Origin of the sequence: Halomicrobium urmianum, from assembly GCF_020217425.1 — an archaeon.
Taxonomy (GTDB): Archaea; Halobacteriota; Halobacteria; order Halobacteriales; family Haloarculaceae; genus Halomicrobium; species Halomicrobium urmianum.
The window spans coordinates 360,150-379,578 of sequence record NZ_CP084091.1 but is presented as its reverse complement, the minus strand read 5'-3'; the positions used below and the strand labels follow the sequence as shown (position 1 = coordinate 379,578).

General features: G+C 63.5%; 19 protein-coding genes and 1 pseudogene. 8 read left to right on the top strand and 12 right to left on the bottom strand.

Features of this window, described 5'->3' with window-relative positions; translation table 11 throughout:
• Positions 1–796: 796 nt before the first annotated feature.
• The 5 genes from LCY71_RS18750 to LCY71_RS18730 are packed head-to-tail and all read left to right on the top strand — an operon-like array spanning position 797 to position 6,239.
• Positions 797–1,039 carry a 4Fe-4S ferredoxin N-terminal domain-containing protein gene (locus LCY71_RS18750; RefSeq protein WP_225336081.1) on the top strand — a complete coding sequence of 81 codons (243 nt, stop codon included), beginning with the start codon at positions 797–799 and terminating at the stop codon, positions 1,037–1,039.
• Positions 1,032–3,515 carry a molybdopterin-dependent oxidoreductase gene (locus LCY71_RS18745; protein WP_225336080.1) on the top strand — a complete coding sequence of 828 codons (2,484 nt, stop codon included), beginning with the start codon at positions 1,032–1,034 and terminating at the stop codon, positions 3,513–3,515. Before LCY71_RS18750 ends, LCY71_RS18745 begins: the two co-directional genes overlap by 8 nt.
• A 2-nt stretch (positions 3,516–3,517) precedes the next feature.
• On the top strand, positions 3,518–4,348 hold the full coding sequence (locus LCY71_RS18740; protein WP_225336079.1) for a 4Fe-4S dicluster domain-containing protein: 831 nt from the start codon (positions 3,518–3,520) through the stop codon (positions 4,346–4,348).
• Positions 4,348–5,655, top strand: a complete 1,308-nt coding sequence (gene nrfD / locus LCY71_RS18735) for an NrfD/PsrC family molybdoenzyme membrane anchor subunit (protein ID WP_225336078.1) — start codon at positions 4,348–4,350, stop codon at positions 5,653–5,655. The genes LCY71_RS18740 and nrfD overlap by 1 nt, the downstream gene beginning before the upstream one ends.
• Positions 5,652–6,239, top strand: a complete 588-nt coding sequence (locus tag LCY71_RS18730) for a TorD/DmsD family molecular chaperone (protein ID WP_225336077.1) — start codon at positions 5,652–5,654, stop codon at positions 6,237–6,239. Before nrfD ends, LCY71_RS18730 begins: the two co-directional genes overlap by 4 nt.
• A 21-nt stretch (positions 6,240–6,260) precedes the next feature.
• Here the strand turns inward: LCY71_RS18730 and LCY71_RS18725 are convergent.
• The 3 genes and pseudogenes from LCY71_RS18725 to LCY71_RS18715 all read right to left on the bottom strand — a co-directional run.
• A pseudogene (locus tag LCY71_RS18725) lies at positions 6,261–6,428 on the bottom strand (hypothetical protein); the annotation flags it as partial.
• A gap of 437 nt (positions 6,429–6,865) precedes the next feature.
• Positions 6,866–7,129, bottom strand: a complete 264-nt coding sequence (locus tag LCY71_RS18720; RefSeq protein ID WP_225336076.1) for a DUF7521 family protein — start codon at positions 7,127–7,129, stop codon at positions 6,866–6,868.
• Positions 7,129–7,488: an ArsR/SmtB family transcription factor gene (locus LCY71_RS18715; protein WP_225336300.1), complete on the bottom strand. Its 360-nt coding sequence runs from the start codon at positions 7,486–7,488 to the stop codon at positions 7,129–7,131. The genes LCY71_RS18720 and LCY71_RS18715 overlap by 1 nt, the downstream gene beginning before the upstream one ends.
• Before the next feature lie 116 nt (positions 7,489–7,604).
• Between LCY71_RS18715 and LCY71_RS18710 the strand changes: the two genes are divergently transcribed.
• Positions 7,605–9,365, top strand: coding sequence for a carbamoyltransferase family protein (locus tag LCY71_RS18710; RefSeq protein ID WP_225336075.1), 1,761 nt, complete (start codon positions 7,605–7,607; stop codon positions 9,363–9,365).
• A gap of 218 nt (positions 9,366–9,583) precedes the next feature.
• On the opposite strand, the gene LCY71_RS18705 is transcribed toward LCY71_RS18710, so the two are convergent.
• Both LCY71_RS18705 and LCY71_RS18700 read right to left on the bottom strand, forming a co-directional pair.
• Complete coding sequence (locus LCY71_RS18705) at positions 9,584–10,066, bottom strand: hypothetical protein (RefSeq protein WP_225336074.1); 483 nt, start codon at positions 10,064–10,066, stop codon at positions 9,584–9,586.
• Complete coding sequence (locus LCY71_RS18700) at positions 10,063–10,521, bottom strand: hypothetical protein (protein WP_225336073.1); 459 nt, start codon at positions 10,519–10,521, stop codon at positions 10,063–10,065. Before LCY71_RS18700 ends, LCY71_RS18705 begins: the two co-directional genes overlap by 4 nt.
• 117 nt (positions 10,522–10,638) lie before the next feature.
• Here LCY71_RS18700 and LCY71_RS18695 point away from each other — a divergent pair, with 117 nt between their 5' ends.
• The gene (locus tag LCY71_RS18695; RefSeq protein WP_225336072.1) at positions 10,639–12,561 is read left to right on the top strand and encodes a polysaccharide deacetylase family protein; all 1,923 of its coding nucleotides are present in this window, start codon (positions 10,639–10,641) and stop codon (positions 12,559–12,561) included.
• 83 nt (positions 12,562–12,644) lie between these two features.
• Here LCY71_RS18695 and LCY71_RS18690 read toward each other — a convergent pair whose 3' ends face one another.
• From LCY71_RS18690 to LCY71_RS18675, 4 genes are all read right to left on the bottom strand, one after another.
• A complete protein-coding gene (locus LCY71_RS18690; protein WP_225336071.1) occupies positions 12,645–13,859 on the bottom strand; it encodes an MFS transporter in 1,215 nt (404 codons plus the stop codon).
• A gap of 253 nt (positions 13,860–14,112) precedes the next feature.
• Positions 14,113–14,325 carry a HalOD1 output domain-containing protein gene (locus LCY71_RS18685; RefSeq protein ID WP_225336070.1) on the bottom strand — a complete coding sequence of 71 codons (213 nt, stop codon included), beginning with the start codon at positions 14,323–14,325 and terminating at the stop codon, positions 14,113–14,115.
• A 160-nt stretch (positions 14,326–14,485) separates the two neighbouring features.
• The gene (locus LCY71_RS18680; RefSeq protein ID WP_225336069.1) at positions 14,486–15,157 is read right to left on the bottom strand and encodes a helix-turn-helix domain-containing protein; all 672 of its coding nucleotides are present in this window, start codon (positions 15,155–15,157) and stop codon (positions 14,486–14,488) included.
• A gap of 198 nt (positions 15,158–15,355) precedes the next feature.
• Positions 15,356–16,144, bottom strand: coding sequence for a hypothetical protein (locus LCY71_RS18675; protein ID WP_225336068.1), 789 nt, complete (start codon positions 16,142–16,144; stop codon positions 15,356–15,358).
• Between the two features lie 415 nt (positions 16,145–16,559).
• Here LCY71_RS18675 and LCY71_RS18670 point away from each other — a divergent pair, with 415 nt between their 5' ends.
• Positions 16,560–16,979 (top strand): universal stress protein, encoded by a 420-nt coding sequence (locus tag LCY71_RS18670; protein WP_225336067.1) that lies wholly within the window; start codon positions 16,560–16,562, stop codon positions 16,977–16,979.
• Between the two features lie 170 nt (positions 16,980–17,149).
• On the opposite strand, the gene LCY71_RS18665 is transcribed toward LCY71_RS18670, so the two are convergent.
• From LCY71_RS18665 to LCY71_RS18655, 3 genes are all read right to left on the bottom strand, one after another.
• Positions 17,150–17,800 carry a hypothetical protein gene (locus LCY71_RS18665; RefSeq protein ID WP_225336066.1) on the bottom strand — a complete coding sequence of 217 codons (651 nt, stop codon included), beginning with the start codon at positions 17,798–17,800 and terminating at the stop codon, positions 17,150–17,152.
• 436 nt (positions 17,801–18,236) lie between these two features.
• A complete protein-coding gene (locus LCY71_RS18660; protein ID WP_225336299.1) occupies positions 18,237–18,623 on the bottom strand; it encodes a DUF2391 family protein in 387 nt (128 codons plus the stop codon).
• 486 nt (positions 18,624–19,109) lie between these two features.
• A complete protein-coding gene (locus LCY71_RS18655; protein ID WP_225336298.1) occupies positions 19,110–19,307 on the bottom strand; it encodes a heavy-metal-associated domain-containing protein in 198 nt (65 codons plus the stop codon).
• Positions 19,308–19,429 lie beyond the last annotated feature (122 nt).

The window sequence follows — 19,429 nt, the reverse complement described above, 5'->3', positions numbered from 1 at the left end:
CCACACGAATTCGGAAGCGGAAGACAAACTGGACGTAGTAGCTACCTCACGCGACTGGCTCGGTGCTCCTATCTACCGCCGTGCGAGAGGTCTCTTTGACGAGTAGGTCCCATCACGACAGCAGTAGCCGGTGTCCGTACCGCGAGAACACATCTGGTACGATGGCGAACCGACAGCGATGCGGTCTCGACGGTCGTCGGAAAGATCCCCGGGATTAGAGTACGAACAGTCCAGAAACGCTCTCCTGTTCAGTCGAGCCCCCGTCGTCTCTCGCTTCACCCTCAGCTGTCACAGTCCGTGGGCACTACAGAAACAGGGACCCGCCCCTATAGTGTGGAGTCGTCCTGCTCAGTACAGACCACCTTTTTCCCGCTCGGGTTCGCGCGGAGCGCGAACCGCTCGCGGCAAAAACGTGGGCGAAAAAGGTCGCCTCCGCCGTTTTCGACGGCTTCGGTGGTGAACCCCCTCGCTCCGCTCGGCGTATGCTGGACCGCGACCGGTGCTCACTATGCCGCTTCCACCTACCGGCTGTTACGTCCGCTTCGTCGCGATCCCTGGTGGCTATCGACGCTGTGGACGTTGAGCGTCGACTTCGAGAGGATCGCCTTCGTCGGATCGGTCCGCTGTCGCAGTTCACCAGCTACCGTTCGAGAATCAGGCCGAAAATCGTGAAGTATTGCGCTGTTCCTCCAGTAATGTGTACAATCGTTCATCGAAATCCATCAAGCCCGTTATAAAGAACTCAACTATTAAGCGGTCATCGTATCGAGTCCCAGACGTACGATTAGGATAGGCCATGACTGACCCGCAGCAGCCGAGACTGACGCCGATCGACGAGTGGGAAGACGAAGCCGAAGAGATGCTAGACGACGTCGAATACGACACCGATCTGGGTGTCAGGATGGCTCGCGACGCGATTCGCGTCTCAAACGGCGAACTAACCGACGCCGAGTTCCACGAGAAGTATCACGAGGAGGTGCTGGAGGAGTTCGGCGAAGACGAACGGCCGACGAAGCCGGCGGGGTTCGACGATGACTGACGGCGAACCCCACAGACGTGACGTACTGAAGGCCGGCGGGGCTGCCGCCGCCCTGGGGCTCGGCGGTGGCGGGTTCGTCCAGACGCTGGTCGAAAGCGAAGCGGACCAGGCGTCGAAGGCCGGTATCGAGAGCTTCGTCGGGGAGAACGACGTCGTCCAGACCGTCTGTTCACCCAACTGCAGGGGCAAGTGTCCGATCGACGTCCACGTCCGCGACGGGCAGGTGAAGAAAATCGAACCGCATCCGCCGGAGGACGAACAGTACAAGCGAGCCTGCGTGCTCGGACTGTCGCACACCCAGCGCGTTTACGATCCGACGCGACTGAAATATCCGATGCGGCGCGCGGACTGGTCTCCGGATGAACCGAACCCCGGCGGACGGGGACCCGACGCCGAGTTCGAGCGCGTCTCCTGGGACGAGGCTCTCGACCTCGTCGCCGAGAAGATGCAGTCGCTGAAATCGGAACACGGCGCGGAGAGCGTGCTCTTCCACGAGGGATCGGGGAACTACGGACAGACCGGCAAGTCGTTCAACCGGCTCGCCTCGCTGTTCGGTGCGACCCAGTCCATGTGGGGCATCGACACTAACGTCGGCCGCGGGTTCAACCGCGTCACCGGCACCGGCTTTTTCCTCCCGCCGACGAACGAGGCCGAGGACTGGGAGAACGCGAACACCATCGTCGTCTGGGGGTCGGACGTGTTCGCGAGTCAGTTCCAGATGGACGCCTCGAAGGTGCTCGACGCCGTCGAGAACGGAGCGAAACTCGTCGTCGTCGACCCGGTGTACACGACGACGGCGTCGAAAGCGGATCTCTGGCTACCCGTCGAACCCGGCAAAGACGTGCACCTCGCGCTCGCGATGATGCACACCGTCTTCGAGGACGAGACGTACGACGAGGACTTCCTCCGAAAACGGACGACCGGACCCTCGTTAGTCCGCAAGGACACCGGGGAGTTACTCAGGGCGAGCGACGTCTTCGAAGGCGGCGACGAGAAACGGGTCGTCGCCGTCGAACAGGGCAGCAACAGCCCGGTCGCACTGGAACCCGAAACCGGCGGCCCGTACGCGCTCTTCGGTGAGTTCATCGTCGACGGTATCGAGTGTGAGACGGCGCTGACGAGGCTGCGAGCCCACGTGGCGGACTACGCACCCGAACGGGTCGCCGAGAAGACCGGTGTCGACGCCGAGAACATCCGTACTTCGATCCGATGGCTGGCGACTCGCGGCCCCGGCGGCATCGCCCCGAGCTACGCGATCGGGCGGTACAAACACGGTCACGTCTTCGGGCAGGCGTACGCTATGTTGCTGGGGCTGACCGGCGACTACGGTCGCCACGGGAACATCCACGCCCAGCACTCCGGCGGTGCAACGCTCGCCGCTGGTGACTGGGCCGCTCCGGAAGACGCCGACCCCGGACCGTCGTTGGCCTTCCCGGAGTACCCCGACGCGATGATCGACGGCGACCCGCACGAGATCCGAGCCGTCTACTCCATCGAGTCGAACATGATGGGTAATCAGTTCCCGGACCGACGGCGGTTCCGAGAGGCCATCAGGAGCCTCGAGATGTACGTGGTCGCGGACATGCACCACACGGATACGGTCCAGCACGCCGACGTCATCTTCCCGGTCCCCCACTGGTTCGAACAGGAAGACATCGTCTCCGGCTGGGGGTCACATCCGCATCTCGGATACCGACGCAAGGTGCAGGAACCACTGTGGGAGACGAGAGACGACTACTACGCGATCCGTGGACTCGCGGAGCGACTCGGGTTCGGCGACCGATTCCCGGAAACGAAACGCGAGGTGCTCCGGGAACTCGCCAGCCGTGACGACGCGATCGACTTCGACACGCTGTTCGAGCAGGGGACGCAGAAAAAAGAGAGCGTCCCGATAGTCAAGTACACCGACGAGTTCCCCACGGAGACGGGGCGCATCAAGATGTACGACGACGACGCCCCGAGCGAAGAGGGCGTTACCTTCGACGTCCCGCGGCCGCTCGAAGACCGGACGGCCGAGGACTACGAGAAGGCCGACGAGCTCCCGCTGATGTTCATGCAGAAACACAGCCGGTTCCGCATCCACTCGCAGTACGAGATGCTGAACTGGGTGCGCGAGATCAACCCCGAACCGAAGCTAGACATCCACCCGAAGGACGCGAAGGCACGCGGTATCGAAGACGGCGATTACGTCCGGGTCTACAACGACCGCGGCGAGATGATCGTGAAGGCGAAGTACAACGACGCGTTCCAGCCGGGGCTAGTCAACACCGACCAGGGATGGTGGTCTCGCGATTACGTCAGAGGTCACCACAACGACCTCACGCACAACGAAGTCAGCGAGGTCGGCAAGACGATGTCGTTCTACGACGTGCGCGTCGAAGTCGAGCCGGCCCCCGACGACGTCGAGACGGACAAGTACGAGGCGGGCAACCCGCGCGGCGCCGGTGCCGAACCACCACGTGCAGGAGGTGACTGACGATGACGAACTACGGCATGGTGATCGACCAGGAGCGGTGTATCGGCTGTCAGGCGTGCGCGGTGTCCTGTAAACAGGAGAACAACGTCCCGATGGGGCAGTTCTGGAACCGCGTCCTCACGGAGGGCGGCGACAGCGTAGATACCCCCTCCGGCGGCTACCCCGAAGACGGCGGTAGCGGGTCGCTGGACATGCAGTACCAGCCGACGGCGTGTCAACACTGCGAGAACGCCCCCTGTGTGAAGGTCTGCCCGGTCAACGCGACGTACACCCGGGACGACGGGATCGTCGAGATCGACTATGACAAGTGTATCGGGTGCCGGTACTGCATGGCTGCCTGCCCGTACAACGCGCGGGTGTTCAACTGGGACGAACCCGAACACGTGCCCGAAGGAGGGACGGGTGACGTTTCCGCCCGTCCACAGGGTGTCGTCGAGAAGTGTACCTTCTGTAGCCACCGCGTCGAGGAGGGCCTCGACCCGGCCTGTGTCGTCAACTGTCCGGCCGACGCGCGCATCTTCGGTGACCTCGACGACGAGAGCAGCACCGTCTCGAAGTACATCGACGAGTACGAGACGAATCAGTTGCTCGAAGATCGCGGAACGAACCCGAAGACGCACTACATCAGCGGTGAGATGAGCCCCGGGCGCCCACAGACGTCCGACAAACTGGAGAGCGAACTCGACGACGTCTCGCCGTGGTCGGACGGCGCTGACGACGTCCCGTCTGACGCAGACGCCAGCGAGGGCGGCCAGTCAGGAGGGGGACAGCATGCGATCGACGGCGACGCAGTTCCGCACGTCCCCTCCGTGAAATCCGGAGGTGACGACTGATGACGACGCGATCCGAATCGTCGCGCGTTGCGATCTCCTCCTTCGGTAGAAAGGGGAAGCTCTGGATCGGCCTGCTCGTGACGATTATGGTCGCCGGGTTCGCTGCCTGGGGCTACCAACTCGCGACGGGTCTGATCGCCACGGGGATGCGCAACGTCTTCTCGTGGGGCCTGTACATCATGATGTTCGTCCTGTTCGTCGGGCTATCGGCAGGTGGACTCATCATCTCGAGCGCGCCGAAGTTCTTCCACTCGCACCGATACGAGGGGTTCGCACGGCTCGGAGTCCTGGTCAGTCTCGCGTGTATCACCGTCGCGGGACTCCTGATCTTGCCCGACATCGGGCGTCCGGAGCGTCTATACCAGTTCTTCACCTCGCCGGACTTCCGATCTCCGATGGTGTGGGACTTCGGTATCGTCATGCTGTACGGGCTACTCAACCTCTGGTACCTGTGGCTCTTGATCCGCCGCGACCTGGCTGCGCGAGGTTCACCGCTGGCGCTCGGGGTCCCAGACACCGAAGCCGGCCGTGAACGTGACCGCCGACTGCTGTTCTGGACGGCAGCGCTCGCACTCCCGACCGCAGTCGCACTCCACTCGGTGACGGGCTGGATCTTCGCGACGCAGATCGGTCGTGGCGACTGGTTCAGCCCGCTCGTCGCACCGGTGTTCATCGCCAAGGCGCTCGTCTCCGGCCTCGGTCTGTTGCTGGTCGTGTCGATCCTCGCAGACCGGTACACGGACTTCGAGGTCGATCGAGAGGAGCTCACGAGCCTCGGCAAGATACTCGGGATCTTCCTCGCGTTCCACGTCGTGTACCTCCTGGCGGCCGAACGGCTACCACACGCCTGGGCGGATCACTTCGAGTTCTGGGCCATCACGAGCAGCTTCCTCATCGGGGAGTCGGTGTACTTCTGGCTCTGGACAGTCGTCGGCGGAGCGCTCCCGCTGGCCATGCTGGCGATGCCGTCCCTTCGCGAGCGCGTCTCGGTCATCTTCGCCGCGAGCGCGCTCGCGGTCTTCGGTACGATGTTCGAGGGCGTTCGCCTCGTATTCACGGGGTACAAGGTCGCCAACATCAACTTCTCGCCCGGCATCTCGCTCGGCGGCGAGTACACGGGTATCACGACCGACATCTGGGCGACTGCGGGAGCCTACACACCGACGCTGGTCGAGGTGGCCGTCACCCTCGGCATCGTCGCCTTCGGTGCGCTCGTCGTCACCCTCGGCCTGAAGTACGTGCCGATCCAGCGGGTCGACACACAGCAGTCGTACGCAACTGACGGCGGCAGAGAGGAGAGCCAATGACTGAACGGACCGATGCACCCGTTGAGCAGGAGCGATCGTCGGAACGCTGCGCCGACAGCGAAACGCTCGTGTCGAACGTCGGGGCCACGTACGCTGTCCTCGCCGAGTGCTGGCGGGAACCGACAGAGAAACTGGTCGAAGTTGCCGAGGCCGGCGAGTTGACTCCGGTAGTTGGGGACTTCGGATCGGTGGACATCCGTGACCTCCGGACCGAGTACACGAGACTGTTTATCGGCCCAGCGGGACCACCGTGTCCACCGTACGAGAGCGTCTACCGCGACGGGAGTGACTCGGACGGGCTCGGACCGGTCATGGGACCGTCCACGACGGCCGTCACGCGTTGGTACGACGAGTTCGGCGTCCGACTCGCACCGGACCACTCGGACCTCCCCGACCACATCGCGACGGAACTGGAGTTCGCGGCCTACCTCGCAAAAGAGGGGTTCGACGAGTACCTCGACCAGTTCCGCGACGAACATCTCACGGCCTGGACTGCGGAGTTCCTGACACGGGTCGAGAACGAGACGCGCGAACCGTTCTACGAGGTGCTGGCAGCGACGACTCGAGAGGTGCTGGCCCGGTAACCTCCGCTCTCGGTTTCCTATTTAACAGGTCGAGTTCACGGAGCGTGCTGAGATAACATCGAGTGCGTGGTCCGCATCCTCCGGTTCTTTTGCGCCCGTGACGACGACTTTGCCGCTACCGAACAGGAGGGCAACTACGTCGGGATCGCCGAGGCGATAGACCAGACCCGGGAACTGTTCGGGTTCGTGTCTGCTGCGTCGACGCACATCGGTCTCAAGATCGAGAGAGATCGACGATCCCTGCGTGGTCGGTACTGCCCACGAGTGCGGGCACGTCGGGAGCCGAAACGACGACGAGTTCCGGTGCCAGAACGAGGAGTGCTGGGACACGGAGTAGCACGCAGACATCAACGCGGTCGCCAGACGACGGCTGGCGGGCAGCCAGAGCTTTTTGATTGCTGGCTACGGCGGTCGACGTCGCTGACCGTCACGACCCACAGAGAGACGAGCGAGGAACCTTCGCAGACGACTCTCTCGGCCTTCTACGGGTCGGAACCCTCAGCCAGCGACAGCGACACTTGTCTGGTGTTCCCACTTCGGGACGCTGCGCCGTCGTCGGGCTACGCCCGACTGCCTGAGGAATCTTCCACCCCCCTCTCCGGTTACGGCGCGGAAGATGTCACACCTCACCTCGTCAGCGAGACGAGGATGAGCACCATTCCACTCGAGACGACAGCCGCCTGGACGAGAGCGGCGGACACGATCGTCGTCCGAAACACCTGGTAAATCAGGCCCTCACAGATCGCCCCCACACCGATAAACACGAAGCCCGCGGCGACGTATAGCATCGTCGCCTGGCCGTTTCGCCGGTAGCCGTGATACGCCAGATACGCGACGACGAGGCTCAACACGAGCGTGATCAGTTTGGCGATGATGAACGAGGCTTCCATCAGTCGTCACCCCGGAGATCGCCCCAGAGCGACGTGAAATTGTCAGCGAGCTCGTCGCGCGTCTCGAGTGTCAGCGCCAGTTCGCCATCGGTGAGATCGAGGTGGAGCCCCTCGAGCGTCGTTTCGAACTCGCTCCGGTGGGCGCCGTCCTCGTCGACCGTATTCCGTTCTTCGATGAGATCGAGGTCCTGAAGCGTCGAGGCGCGTCGATAGATCGTCGTGAGGGAGGCGTCACACTCCTCGCTCAGGGTCTTCGCGGTCTTCGGACCCGTGTCGGCCGCGACGAGTATCCGCCGCGCGTATTCGTCCGCGAGGATCTGGAAGATCTCGGGTGAGTTTGGAGAGCCACCGTGCTGCACACGGTATACACCGTCGTTGGTTGCCAAATAGGCCACGATTTGCTGACCCAGCAAATCGCCGTGGCTGTCTTGAAGCCCCTCGGCGTCGACTAGGATAGCGTCACAATCGCAGAACTATGACGGACTACCACCTCGCATTTAAACCCGCGATCGGACTGTACGGCCAACACGATCCGAGCGCCGTCCTCTTCGAAGACGGGACGCCCGTGTTCGGCGTCGAAGAGGAACGATACACGCGGGAGAAACACGCCACTGAGACGTTCCCCGACCGTGCGATTCAGGCCTGTCTCGACTATCGCGACCTGGAGATCGCGGAGATCGATCGCATCCTCCTCCCCTACGATCCGTCACTCCGCAGCGAGATCGCCTCCCACTACCTGACCGACGCGATTCGAGCGCCCGGGCTCGGCCGAAAGCTCTCCGCACTGGAAGGAACGCTCGTCAGCCAGGTTCGGAGCCGCTTCGTGCCGACGCGACAGATCGAATCCCGCCTCGAGTCGTTCGGCACGCCGCTGCCACCGATCGAAACGGTCCCACATCACCGCTGTCACGCCGCGAGTGCGTTCCACCCCTCGGGCTTCGACGAGGGGATCGTCCTCACCGTCGACGCAAAGGGCGAGTACGACGCGACGGTCGTCTGGTACGCCGACAGAACCGGGCTGCAGCGCGTGCGCACGTACGAACACCCCAACAGCCTCGGCCTCTTCTTCGCGGCCGTGACGGAGTATCTCGGCTATCGCATGTTCAACGGCGAAGGGAAGGTGATGGGACTCGCGCCGTACGGAGACGACAACCCCGAGATCGAATCCGCCCTCCGGAGTCTGATCGACACGGGCGTCGACTACGACGTCACCGACCTGACGAAGCGATGGGGGACTGGCTACGGCGTCGAGACGCTCGAGCGCGCCTTCGGCCGACCCCGAAAGGAGTCGCCCGGGTCGTTCGACCAGTGGGAGAAAGACCTCGCGCACACGGCCCAGAAACTGCTCGAGGAGACCGTCGTCGACATCGCGGAGTCGGCGGTCGAGCGCTTCGACACCACCAACGTCGCGCTCGCCGGCGGGGTCGCGCTCAACTGCAAGCTGAACCAGCGCGTCCAGGAATCGCCGGTCGTCGACGACGCCTTCATCCAACCCGTCGCTCACGACGCCGGCCTCGCCCTCGGTGCGGGCTGGTCGCAGCAGCGCCCGGCGGAGGTCGACCGCCAGACCGACGTCTACCTCGGCCCCGAGTACGCGACCGACGAGATCCGATCGACACTCGAGACGAACAAGATCGAGTACGCAGAGCCGGACGACCTTGAGCGGTACGTCGCCGAACGGCTCGCGGACGGTGACCTCGTCGGCTGGTTCCAGGGACGGATGGAGATGGGACCCCGGGCGCTCGGCGCCAGAAGCATCCTCGCCGATCCACGAACCGCTGCGTCCCGCGATCGGGTCAACCGGTTCGTCAAACATCGCGAGGAGTGGCGTCCGTTCGCGCCGTCGCTGCTCGAGTCGGCTGCCGAGGAGTATCTCGTCGACGGCGGGCCGGCACCGTTCATGATTGACGCCGACGACGTCCGGCCGTCGAAGACCGACGACCTCGAGGCCGTCTTGCACCCCGCCGACGACTCGACGCGGCCCCAGACCGTTCGCGAGGACCAGCACCCGCGCTATCACCGACTCATCTCCGAGTTCGCCGACATCACTGGCGTCCCAGTCGTCCTCAACACGTCGTTCAACGACCACGCCGAACCGATCGTCCGGACGCCGACGCAGGCGATCAAGGACTTCTACGGGATGGGACTGGACGTCCTCGTCCTCGAGGACCTCGTCGTCGAAAAAGACGTCTCGACGGAACAGACGTCCGTCGAACAGTCCGTACCCACGAACTGATCTCGACACGACCACGGGAATCACGCATTCGTTTTGGCGTTTGACGAGCGCTCTGGCCACGCGAGCGCGAGGCGAAAGAGGAGTGTCGCGAGACCGAACCCGGCGACTGGACGGACTCTGAGCGATACGGACTCCCGTCAGTCACTTCCGGCGCGCCCTCGACTCGTCCTGCGGGTGCGACAGTAAACCGTCACAGCAGACCGTCTGAGCGTCCGCGATCACGTGGCGCAGGTCGGGCACGTGCGTTTGTGGCGGGCGTAGATCAACCCCGCCAGCAGCGCCACGGAGACGACGCCGAGCAGCGGCCGAAGCGGATCGAAGTAGGTCATGAGCGCAGACGAACTGAACAGCGCGAGCAGGAAGACGTTACAGATCGGACAGCCGACGGCCAGAAAGCCACCGACCAGCCCACCCATCGCCCACCGATCCTCGCTGCTCGAGCTCCCGTCTTCGCCCTCGAGTCCGGCCTGGGGAACGTCGGTCGCCACCCGCTGTGCGGCGTAGACGCCCGCCAGCAGCGCGGTCAGCGTCAGGAACAGGTAATCGACCGGGGTCCGCGGGACCATCCGGACGTACAGCGGGTTCGGGACGAGGCCAGTAACGAGCCCGAACAACACGAAGACGCCGATTCCGACCGCGATTCCCCGGCCGATCGCTCGCCGGTCCGATCGGATCTGGCGGCCGAATCGCCGTCCCGTCATCGCGTCGCCTCCGTCGTGAGCGCACGTCGTTCGGGATAGCCCGCCCGCTCCGGGAAAAAGCCGAGGAGTCCGGCGCCACAACTCGCACGGCCCGACGCGAGGAGTCCCGGCCCCACGCCGGAGAGATTGGTGCGACTCGAGCGGTCGGCGACCCGCAGTTGCGCGACGGCGTTGACGACTGCAGCGCCCGAGAGCAGGGCATAGAGGACGCCGATCCCGAGCCCGGTCCAGCCGTCGGTCCGGTAGACCGGTTCCGTAAGCGAGACGACGACGTACTCGAGCCAGGAGAGGCCGTCGCCGAGCGTCGGGAGCGGGAATTCGGGCGTCGCGCTCAGGAGCAACAACACGTACGTCGCGAGTACCAGCCCGATCGTTCCCCGCCACGTCTCGAAGGGGTACGAGACCGCTTCGGAGAGGGTCGGCAGGTGTCTCCTGATCGAATCGCTCGGTGACATCCAGGTGTACCGATGCAGTGATGGTTGAAATGTCCAACTCCGATTTGCTGAGTCAGCAAATCTCTCCCCCGTTTATCCACACAATAATGACGGTCCCGACGCGGCATCGTCTGGGTAATGGTATCCGAACGCGGTTCGGACGACGGCTCGTCTCGCCGGCAACTACTGGCCACACTCGGTGCCGGCGCTGTATCGACGACGCTCGCGGGCTGTATTGACGTACTTTCGGACGGCGCTGCCGGCGGGGACGAAACTCCGGACGGCACCGCCGCCGGCGGGAACGAAACCAGTACCGCCACGGACGACACGGCCACCGGTTCCACGACCTGGCCTGCCATCGAATCCGGCGAGCTCCTCTTCGACTTCGAGACGCTCGAGGAGTTGACCCCACGAACCGGCGAGGTCTCGGCCGCCCCCGACGAGGCGCGACGCGGATCGCAGGCGGCGGTCATCGAGAGCGACGAGGGAACGGCCGGCGTGGAGCTCCGGTTCCCGGACGGACTCGATCTCGAGGGGTGGGACGTCTCGATGGCGGTCAAGCCGGCGTCCGCCGATCGCATCTTCGTCGAGTTCCTCGCGCCGACGCAGCGCGAGCGCCTCTCGAGCATTCGCGTGGTGCCGGACGAGTACGACGGCTGGTTCCGAATGGACTGTGGCTACCAGCAAAAACCCGGTGACGAACCGGATCTCTCGAACGTCACCGGCATCAACATCGTCGTGGACGGACCAGAGGACGGACCGAGCAAACTGCTGGTCGACGACCTCCGGCGAACCGAATCGGCGAGCAACGGCGCGGTGGTGCTCGCGTTCCACGGCGGCCACGAATCGCACTACGAGATTGCCGCCGAGATGCTCGCGGAACGCGACTGGAGTGGTGCTGTCCCGGTCTCCCCCGAGCAAATCGGCGACAGCGGTCGCATGGGGCTCGACGAACTCAGCGAGCTCAGCGACCGCGGCTGGGACGTCTGTTCGCTCCCATCGGTGTCGACGCCCCTGCCGGACCAGTCCGCAGACCAGCAGCGATCGGTCCTCGAGAACGCGCGCGACGCGCTCGCGAGCGAGGGCTTCGAGGACGGGGCGCGCCACCTGTTCGTTCCCGACGGGCGAATGGATTCGACGACCTACGACGTCGCCAGGGACGTCCACGAGTCGACGTTCCTCTACAGCGCCGGGACGACCGGCGTGCCGCCGACCGAGATGCACGTGATCCCGTTCATCTGGGGGCCCGCGCTTCACACCGGCGTTCGCCGCCACCTCAACATCTCCGACCAGTACGACCTGCTCACCGTGTTGCGGATTCCGCGGATCGTCGACTCGGAAGACGTGGACAGCGGGAACCGGATGTCGCTCGACGACTTCGGACTGTTGCTCGATCACATCGAACACCGCAACCTCGACGTTGTCACCCCCTCCGATCTCGTCGACGGGACGCTCGACCTCGACGGCGACGAACCCTCGGTCGGAACGCGCCCGAGCGGAACCGTCCTCGAGGCGGGCCAGTCCCACACGTTCGAAGGGACTGGCTCGGGCGAGTCGCCGACCTTCGAGCTCGACGACGGCGTCGTCGTCGCGACCGTCTCCCACGACGGCGAGGCGATCGCCGTCGACGTGACGAAACCCGATGGGCTCGGACGGAGCGAGAACCTGCTGACCACGTCCGGAAACGAGAGCGGCGAATCGATCATGGCCGTCGATGACGACACCTACAGGCTCGAGGTCGACGCCGACGGCGAGTGGTCGATCGACCTCTCCCAGCCCGCAGTCCACGCTGACGACCTCGAGGACCTCCCCGTCGAGGCGTCCGGCACGGGCTCGGCGTTCGTCGGCCCGCTGTGGACGGAGCGCGACGTCAGGATCGTCGCGACACACGACGGCGACGGTACGTTCATCGTCGACGGCTACGGTGCGGACGGCAGTCGCGAGGTCATCGTCCACCGCAGCGGCGAGTTCTCGAACTCGCGGTCGTACAAGGCCGGCGGCCCCGCCTGGATCAACGTCGAGGCAGACGGCAACTGGACGCTCGAGATCAGCCATCCGTGACCCGTTAGCTCCGATTGAGGTCAGACGATCTGCTGGCACTGGTCGGTGCGCCCGCAACCAATCACGTGGGTGCACCGGGACGGTCAAGCCGAATTACCGCTCGCCGGAGTCGTGCCCCAGTAGAAGAGGGTCGCCCCGAGGACGGTAATAGCACCGAGCAGAACGAGAGGCAGAACGGACCCGCCGGTCACGCGATGGAGCGCGGTTGCAACGAACGGTGCGAAGAACGCGGAACCGGCCACGGCGACGTTGATCAAGCCGACTGTCGCGGTCGCGTTGTCGGATCCGAAGCGGGTGAGAACGATCGGCGACCAGAGCGAGGCGAGCGGGCCGAGGGCGATACCGAACCCGAAGAGAACGCCGTATAGCAGACGGTTCGAGTGAACAAATGGAAACACGAACGCACAGAGGCCGGCGAGGGCGGCGCTCGTCACGAAGGTTTCACGCTGACCCACGCGGTCCCCGACGATTCCGCCCCCGACGCGGGTGAAGACGCTGATGCCACCGATGAGACTGAGTCCGGCGGCGGCGACACTCACCTGGATACCGTTCGCTGTGAGAATGTCGACGAGGTGAGCGGAGAGCACGTAGTACCAGCTAAAAGCGAGTGCGAACCCGATCGCCGTGCCGAGAAACCGCGCGTTGCTGATTCTCGTACGGAGCCACGCGGCGTCGACTGTGGTCGCTGTCTGCGTGTCTCGTGGCGGTCGATGGTAGACGAGGCTCGATACGAACACGAGACCGGCGTTCACACCAACGACGACGGTGAAGGCGGAACGGAAACCGGTCTGGTCGAACAGCCAGAGCCAGACCGACGGCAGCACCAGCGGGCCGAGCCCGATGCCTGTCATCGTGAGACTCGTCGCGAGCCCTCGATAGACATCGAACCACTGCGGTGCGAGCGAAACGACGACCGTGAACGCGGTACCGCCCGCCATGCCGAGGAGGAGAAACACGGCAACGACGCCGAGATACGACTCGACGATCTGCAGGAGCGCAGTGGTGACAACGAGGCCGATGCCGATCGCTGCGAGGACGGGCCGGAGAGGGAACCGGGCGGCGAACACGCCGAAGAGGCCACCGGCCATGAGGAACACTGCAGTCGTGATCGAAAAGACCGACGAGACCTGCAACGCGGAGAGTCCGAACGTCGCGGCGAGACGATCGGCATAGACGGTGAAGGTGAAGACTGCCCCCCAGATCGCCGTGAGGATGCAGATGCCGAGCCCGACGATCAGCCACCCCTGCGCGGAATCGAGGGCCCCCTCGTGCGCGTCGGACACTTCGGTTGCCGTCACACTTCGTCCCTCCTGGTGACGCAGTAGCGTGCTACGTGTCTGCAGATCGCACTCGTACTTCGAGAGGCTTGACCATCTAAGTCGGGAACTTTTGTCAGGCTGCTATCGAAACCACTCATTGCTCGAGGTTTTCACGTTACGAATTCGTTGCTGCCCGGAAGGGGTCTCATCTCGCAGGAGTTCACGTCCTCCCGTGTCAAGGAGGTATTACCCGCCGCAGGTACCACTTCGCGGGGCCCACGTTGCCGATCCCCTAGCGATTGAGAACCGCGATCTCTCCGTCGCTCTGAACGCGGATCTCGTAGCCACGGTATTCGAAGCGCACGTGGCCCGACGTATGGGGCGTATCGCCGGTCGAGGAGCGGAAGAGTACATCCAGCGCTTCGGGTTCGATCACCGAACACAGCGGCGGGGATAGCTCCTCCGGATCGAGACCTTCCAGGTCGGAGATCCGATCGACGATCATCGTACTCGGGGCCTTTGCTGCGGTCGACGACTTCGTTTGGACCTCTGCTTCCATTACCGACTCGGTTCGCCGTACGTCTCCCAAACGGTGTCGTCGAATAGTTCGCCTCGTTTTAAGAAAGGGGGGCCGCCGTCTGCTGTCCATCGTACCGCGGCGGATATCAGTCCGATTCGGCGGCGAACAGGGAATCGAACACCGTCGCGTTGATTCTGCGGAGATGGGTCGACAGCGTCGACGGCGCGATGTCGAGCTCGGCGGCGACATCGCTTGCACTGGCGCCTCCTTTCTCGTAATAGCCCATCCGGGTCGCAACCCGGGCGACCTGCTGCTGGCGGTCAGTCAGCGCTGCTTTGATCCCGACCTGTTCGTCCATCGGCTGTTCCCCGGAGCTCCGGAGTACTTCCAGCTCGAACTGGATGTCCGTCTCGCGGCAATAGTCCCACAACGCACCGAGGTGGTCCCGGTCGCCCGTCTCCAGCCGGAAACGCCAGCCGCGATCGGCGTTTTCGCTACTGACGACGTGGATGCCGAGTTCGGAGAGCGTCGGCGAGACGAATATCGTCGCCGGAGCGAGCTGGACGCGGTACATCCGCGTATCCCCGAAGTCCATCGCCTGTTCCCACTCCGCAACTGTCTGGTCGCGATCGAGTTCCGCCTCGAAAGCGTCGAACTCGACGTCCGTTACCCGATAGAAGACGGCCGGCTCGTCTGCCGTCGTCGCTGGGCGAATAGACTCTTCCGTGATCGACGGGTGGGGGACTGCTGCGAGCGTGGGCGCTAATGGGGCGTTCGGATGAGTCAGCACGACTTCGGCGATGAAACTCTGAGGCACTGGGGACACGGAGGTGTTCGTTCAGAAGGTGAAGTCTCTTCCGTTCAATTCAGCCACCTTTTTCCCGCTCGGGTTCGCGCTCCGCGCGAACCGCTCGCGGCAAAAACGTGGGCGAAAAAGGCCGCCTCCGCCGTCTTCGACGGCGTCGGCGGTGAAACGCCTCGCTCCGCTCGGCGTATGCTGGGCGGGGACCGGTGCTCAACCCGCAGCGGCGACTCTTCGGGCCGTCTCGACCCAATCGTGGTCCGGGAACGCTGCTGGACGAACAGTGTAGGTATAGCGGGGCTCGCCCTCCGCGTCGAGCGTGATGTCGAACGCGTATATGATTCCGTCTTCGACGCCGAGTTTGAGAGAGCCTGCGACGGCTGGCGCGACGCGAGCGTCGTCGGGCTCTGTATCCGATAGCTGGTACGTGATGACGGGGACGCCGTGGTGCGTCGTCGTGTCGACTGCCTCCCAGTCGTAGGAGTCGAGGATGTCCGTGTGCCGACCGATATTCGTGGGCGCGATCTGACCGTAGTGACGGTCGTACCGGTAGTAAGCGTCAGTTGCATCGTCGTAGGTAAACTGCGGATCTGATTCCCACTCCTCGCGCGGCTGATGATCGGGAATCTGGCCCGCAGGCTGGACGTACGCGTACGTATCGCCGTTGCGGTAGTCCTTCGCGCCGTACCACAGGTCGGAGATCACTTCTCCGGTGGACGAGTTGACGTAGTAGTCACCTTCGACGCGGCGACGCCCGGGCGGTTCACTGTAGACGATCGCGTACGAATCCCACCGGTCCCTCGGCGCGTGCAGAACCGTATCGTCGTCCGGATCGAGCCTCGAGAAGTTGACGGAGTCCGGTCCCGCCCCGTCGGGATACTGCTTCGGGAGCGCTGACTGATCGCTCGTCGTTGGTTCGTCTGCACTGGAGACACTGTCGGTACAGCCCGCGAGAGTCGCTACTCCGATACCGAGCGCAGAGAGGAGGGCGCGGCGTTCCATGCCAAATACTAGCTGCTACGAATGAAGTACATTCCGACTGTCGACCACGGCGGTACGTTGCAGATGTCTGCGCTTTCGAGTCGTTGACTCGGCGTGGGCAGGCTGGAATGAACGGGGCTCCAGCGTTAAAGGAGGCTGTGAGGGATGTCGGACTTGCCGTCTGAATCTATAGGAGAAATTGAAACTATTTACACATCGAAGGACATCACGGGTGCCCTTCGAGTGTGTCAGTGCGTTCAATTTCTCCTATAGTCAGGAGAGAGTGACAAGGTACCGCGCCAGCCCGCGATCTACCAGCAAGTGACAGAAGTGTCGTGCTGAACACTGCAGATGCTTCGGCGGCCGGTGGTGAGACGTCGCACATCTCGGAGCGAGCGAGCCCCCATTTTATTCGTGTCCTGTCCGTAGTCGTCGCATGCTTTCGCGAATCCTCGTTCCGATGAACGACTCGGAGATGGCCCAGCGAGCGCTCGAGTACGCCCTCGAGAACCATCCCGACGCGGAGATCACCGTCTTGCACGTCGCCGGCGGGCCGTCGTCGTGGGGGGTAGCAGCCACGGCACTCGCCCTCGAGGAGGACCTCGAAGAAGCCGCCGAGGAGCGCGCGGAGGAGGTGTTCGACGACGCCCGGGAACTCGCCGCCGAGTACGACGTCGAGCTCACTACCGAGGTGCAACTGGGACATCCGTCTCGGACAATTCTGAACAGAGCTGACGACTTCGATGCGGTCGTCATCGGGAGCCACAGCGGCACGTTGGCTGATCGTCTGGTCGTCGGGAACGTCGCCCAGAGAGTGTTTCGCCAGTCGCCCGTCCCTGTGATCGTCGCTCGATGAGCAGCGGCGACTGCGTCCGACGGACAGCCCCCTCGGGCACCGTCCGGTAACGAGATACCGATCAGTTCTGCCACTGTACTTCGTAGTAAAGAGTTACTGGCTTCAGGCCAGAAATATTGGATCAGCAATTGGTATGCTGGGTACCCTTCCCGAGTGTGCGAAAACCCGTTTCAGCGGCCGAAGTGAGAGGTGCGCTCGACGACGGTGTATCCCTGAGCGGCTAGGACGTCGTCGCGGTACCGGTCGGCGACGAACTGCTGTGGGAGACGTCGCAGGCCGAAGCGACGGTTCGATTCGTACTCGACGTCGACGACAGTGTGGTCGTCGCTGGGGCAGATCGCCGCCGTGTACGTCGCCCACGGCCGGTCGTTCGCCGTGACGGCTATTTCGACGCGTCGCGTCCCGTTCGGTGCGGCGTTCGACTCCCTGTGGACCGTCATCTCGGCGGTTCGCAGGCCATACAGGTACGACAGCCGGTACGTGACTGTGTCGTCCGACGTCGTCACTTCGTCCGCGGGTCCCCACTGGAACGCGAGCACCGGTGGCGTCGGACCGGTGAACGAGTCGACGACCGTCTCGGGGTCGTCGGTCGTTCGGAGGCGGACCGTGCCACGTGACTGGAGGACTGGCGCCCGAGCAACGATGAGCAAGACCACTGCGACGACTGCTGCGGGCAGCAGTGTCGTCATCAGGTACGTCCCCAAAAACAGCGAGATCACCAGGACGACGACGAGTCCGTTCAGGGAACGTTCGCGCCGGAGATATCGCTCTGCGACACCGACTGCTTCCTGTGGCGGTTCGATCTCGGTCACGGAGGGCATGCAGGACGGTCCTGAGAGTGGGTAGTTAGGTCTGCTGAAAGACGGCTATAGGGGGAAGTCCAGGATCGACCCCCGAACTCCGTTGCTATGAAAACCACGGAAGCGAACGGCTCACCGGCGCTGGCGATACTCGAAGCGATCGGCCTCACTGTCCTCGCAGTCCTGGTCGGTCGTCACTCACGGGAAGGCGGGGATACGCGCTCGTCTCTTCCGGCCTGATTGGTCGTGAGTCACTCAGTAACTCGTCACACCATTACAGCGAGAAAATATTACCAGTTCACACGAGTGGGCATCCTGTGTGAGCATGGAGAGACACAGCACATGAGTCAATCAAGTACCGAAGCAGACGCCGTCCGAGCTGCATCCGATCAGTTCTATGATGCACTGGAAGAGCTAATGAACCAATTCAGCAACTACTGTTTAGTCGTGGGTTAGCTCACCCGCCGAAGAGTGAGTCTGCGGTCGCGGCGCCGACGACGCTGAAGATGGCTCCAATCGAGATGGCTTTCGCCGTCGTCAGCGGAGTTGCCTCGAACGTCGTGGGCGCGTCGAATAGGAACCCCAGCATCGCCACCGAGAGGTACGATATGAGCAGTAGCGAGACGAACCGGAGCGGGAGTCCGGCGATCGACTCCTCCCATTCGGGGGCGCGTTCGTCATCCGCCCTATATAGGGTGCCGTAACCGATCATGACTACCATGAAGACCGTGATGATCCACTGAATCCAGTTCATCGACGCGGCGAGGTTCCAGACCTCCTCGGTGACGACGAACGGCGCGGAGAGAACGATCCCACCGACGATCTGCTGGACTAGGTCGTCGATACCGAAGATACGACGGGCTGACAGTCTGTCGAGGGTTCTGATGGTCTGTCGAATGACCCGGCGCTCTTCCTGTGAATCGGCCGTCTTCTCGAGGTCCTCGAGTCGATCGAGTAAGTCCTCGACATCGCTCTCGTCGGACTCTGGCTCCTCCCTCTCGGACGGTCTCTCCCCTGCCACTACGCCATAGTGACTACGTCAAGGAGTAAAACAGTATGCGGACTTCGAGAGGTGTCGGAGCGACAGTCGTGCGCTCGTGGCGCTCGACTGGACGGATAGTCTGTCTCGACTGTTTCAGGTGTCCCTGATCTGGAGTGACTTCTATGATACGCGCGCTGTATTCACTTCCCGCCCTCACGGCGTAGCAGCGTTTCCATCGAGTCAGCACGACTGCTGAAACCTATCGCCGACTGAGAGTTTCAACAACGCCGGACGGGCGGATTCGGAAGAGAACGGCGGGGCGGTCGGCCGCGATCGGTCCGTGCGATCTCAGGCGTGGGCCGTGTATCCAGCGTCTTCGACGGCTTGCACGAGGGCCGTGACGTCGGCGTCACCGTCGACCCTCGCCTGTTCGGCCTCGCGATCGGCGGTGGCGTCAGTCACGCCAGACACGCCCTGAAGCGCCTCTTCGACTGTCTGTTCACAGTGGCCGCAAGTCATTCCCTCGACGGTGATCTTCTGGCTCATTCCGGTGAGAAATACGGACGGCTCCTCTTTGTCGTTTTCTGCTTCGATAGTGCTGTTCGAGCGGTTGCGAAACGACGGATTCCAAAGTATCTTCTGGGGAATAGTATCGGATCCTGCGTCCG

Coding starts and splice junctions, on each gene's coding strand:
- nrfD (WP_225336078.1), top strand. CDS start 4,348: ATGACGACGCGATCCGAATCGTCGCGCGTTGCGATCTCCTCCTTCGGT.
- LCY71_RS18700 (WP_225336073.1), bottom strand. CDS start 10,521: ATGTCACCGAGCGATTCGATCAGGAGACACCTGCCGACCCTCTCCGAA.
- LCY71_RS18685 (WP_225336070.1), bottom strand. CDS start 14,325: ATGATCGTCGATCGGATCTCCGACCTGGAAGGTCTCGATCCGGAGGAG.
- LCY71_RS18740 (WP_225336079.1), top strand. CDS start 3,518: ATGACGAACTACGGCATGGTGATCGACCAGGAGCGGTGTATCGGCTGT.
- LCY71_RS18670 (WP_225336067.1), top strand. CDS start 16,560: ATGCTTTCGCGAATCCTCGTTCCGATGAACGACTCGGAGATGGCCCAG.
- LCY71_RS18730 (WP_225336077.1), top strand. CDS start 5,652: ATGACTGAACGGACCGATGCACCCGTTGAGCAGGAGCGATCGTCGGAA.
- LCY71_RS18675 (WP_225336068.1), bottom strand. CDS start 16,144: ATGGAACGCCGCGCCCTCCTCTCTGCGCTCGGTATCGGAGTAGCGACT.
- LCY71_RS18750 (WP_225336081.1), top strand. CDS start 797: ATGACTGACCCGCAGCAGCCGAGACTGACGCCGATCGACGAGTGGGAA.
- LCY71_RS18745 (WP_225336080.1), top strand. CDS start 1,032: ATGACTGACGGCGAACCCCACAGACGTGACGTACTGAAGGCCGGCGGG.
- LCY71_RS18710 (WP_225336075.1), top strand. CDS start 7,605: ATGACGGACTACCACCTCGCATTTAAACCCGCGATCGGACTGTACGGC.
- LCY71_RS18655 (WP_225336298.1), bottom strand. CDS start 19,307: ATGAGCCAGAAGATCACCGTCGAGGGAATGACTTGCGGCCACTGTGAA.
- LCY71_RS18705 (WP_225336074.1), bottom strand. CDS start 10,066: ATGACGGGACGGCGATTCGGCCGCCAGATCCGATCGGACCGGCGAGCG.
- LCY71_RS18695 (WP_225336072.1), top strand. CDS start 10,639: ATGGTATCCGAACGCGGTTCGGACGACGGCTCGTCTCGCCGGCAACTA.
- LCY71_RS18665 (WP_225336066.1), bottom strand. CDS start 17,800: ATGCCCTCCGTGACCGAGATCGAACCGCCACAGGAAGCAGTCGGTGTC.
- LCY71_RS18720 (WP_225336076.1), bottom strand. CDS start 7,129: ATGGAAGCCTCGTTCATCATCGCCAAACTGATCACGCTCGTGTTGAGC.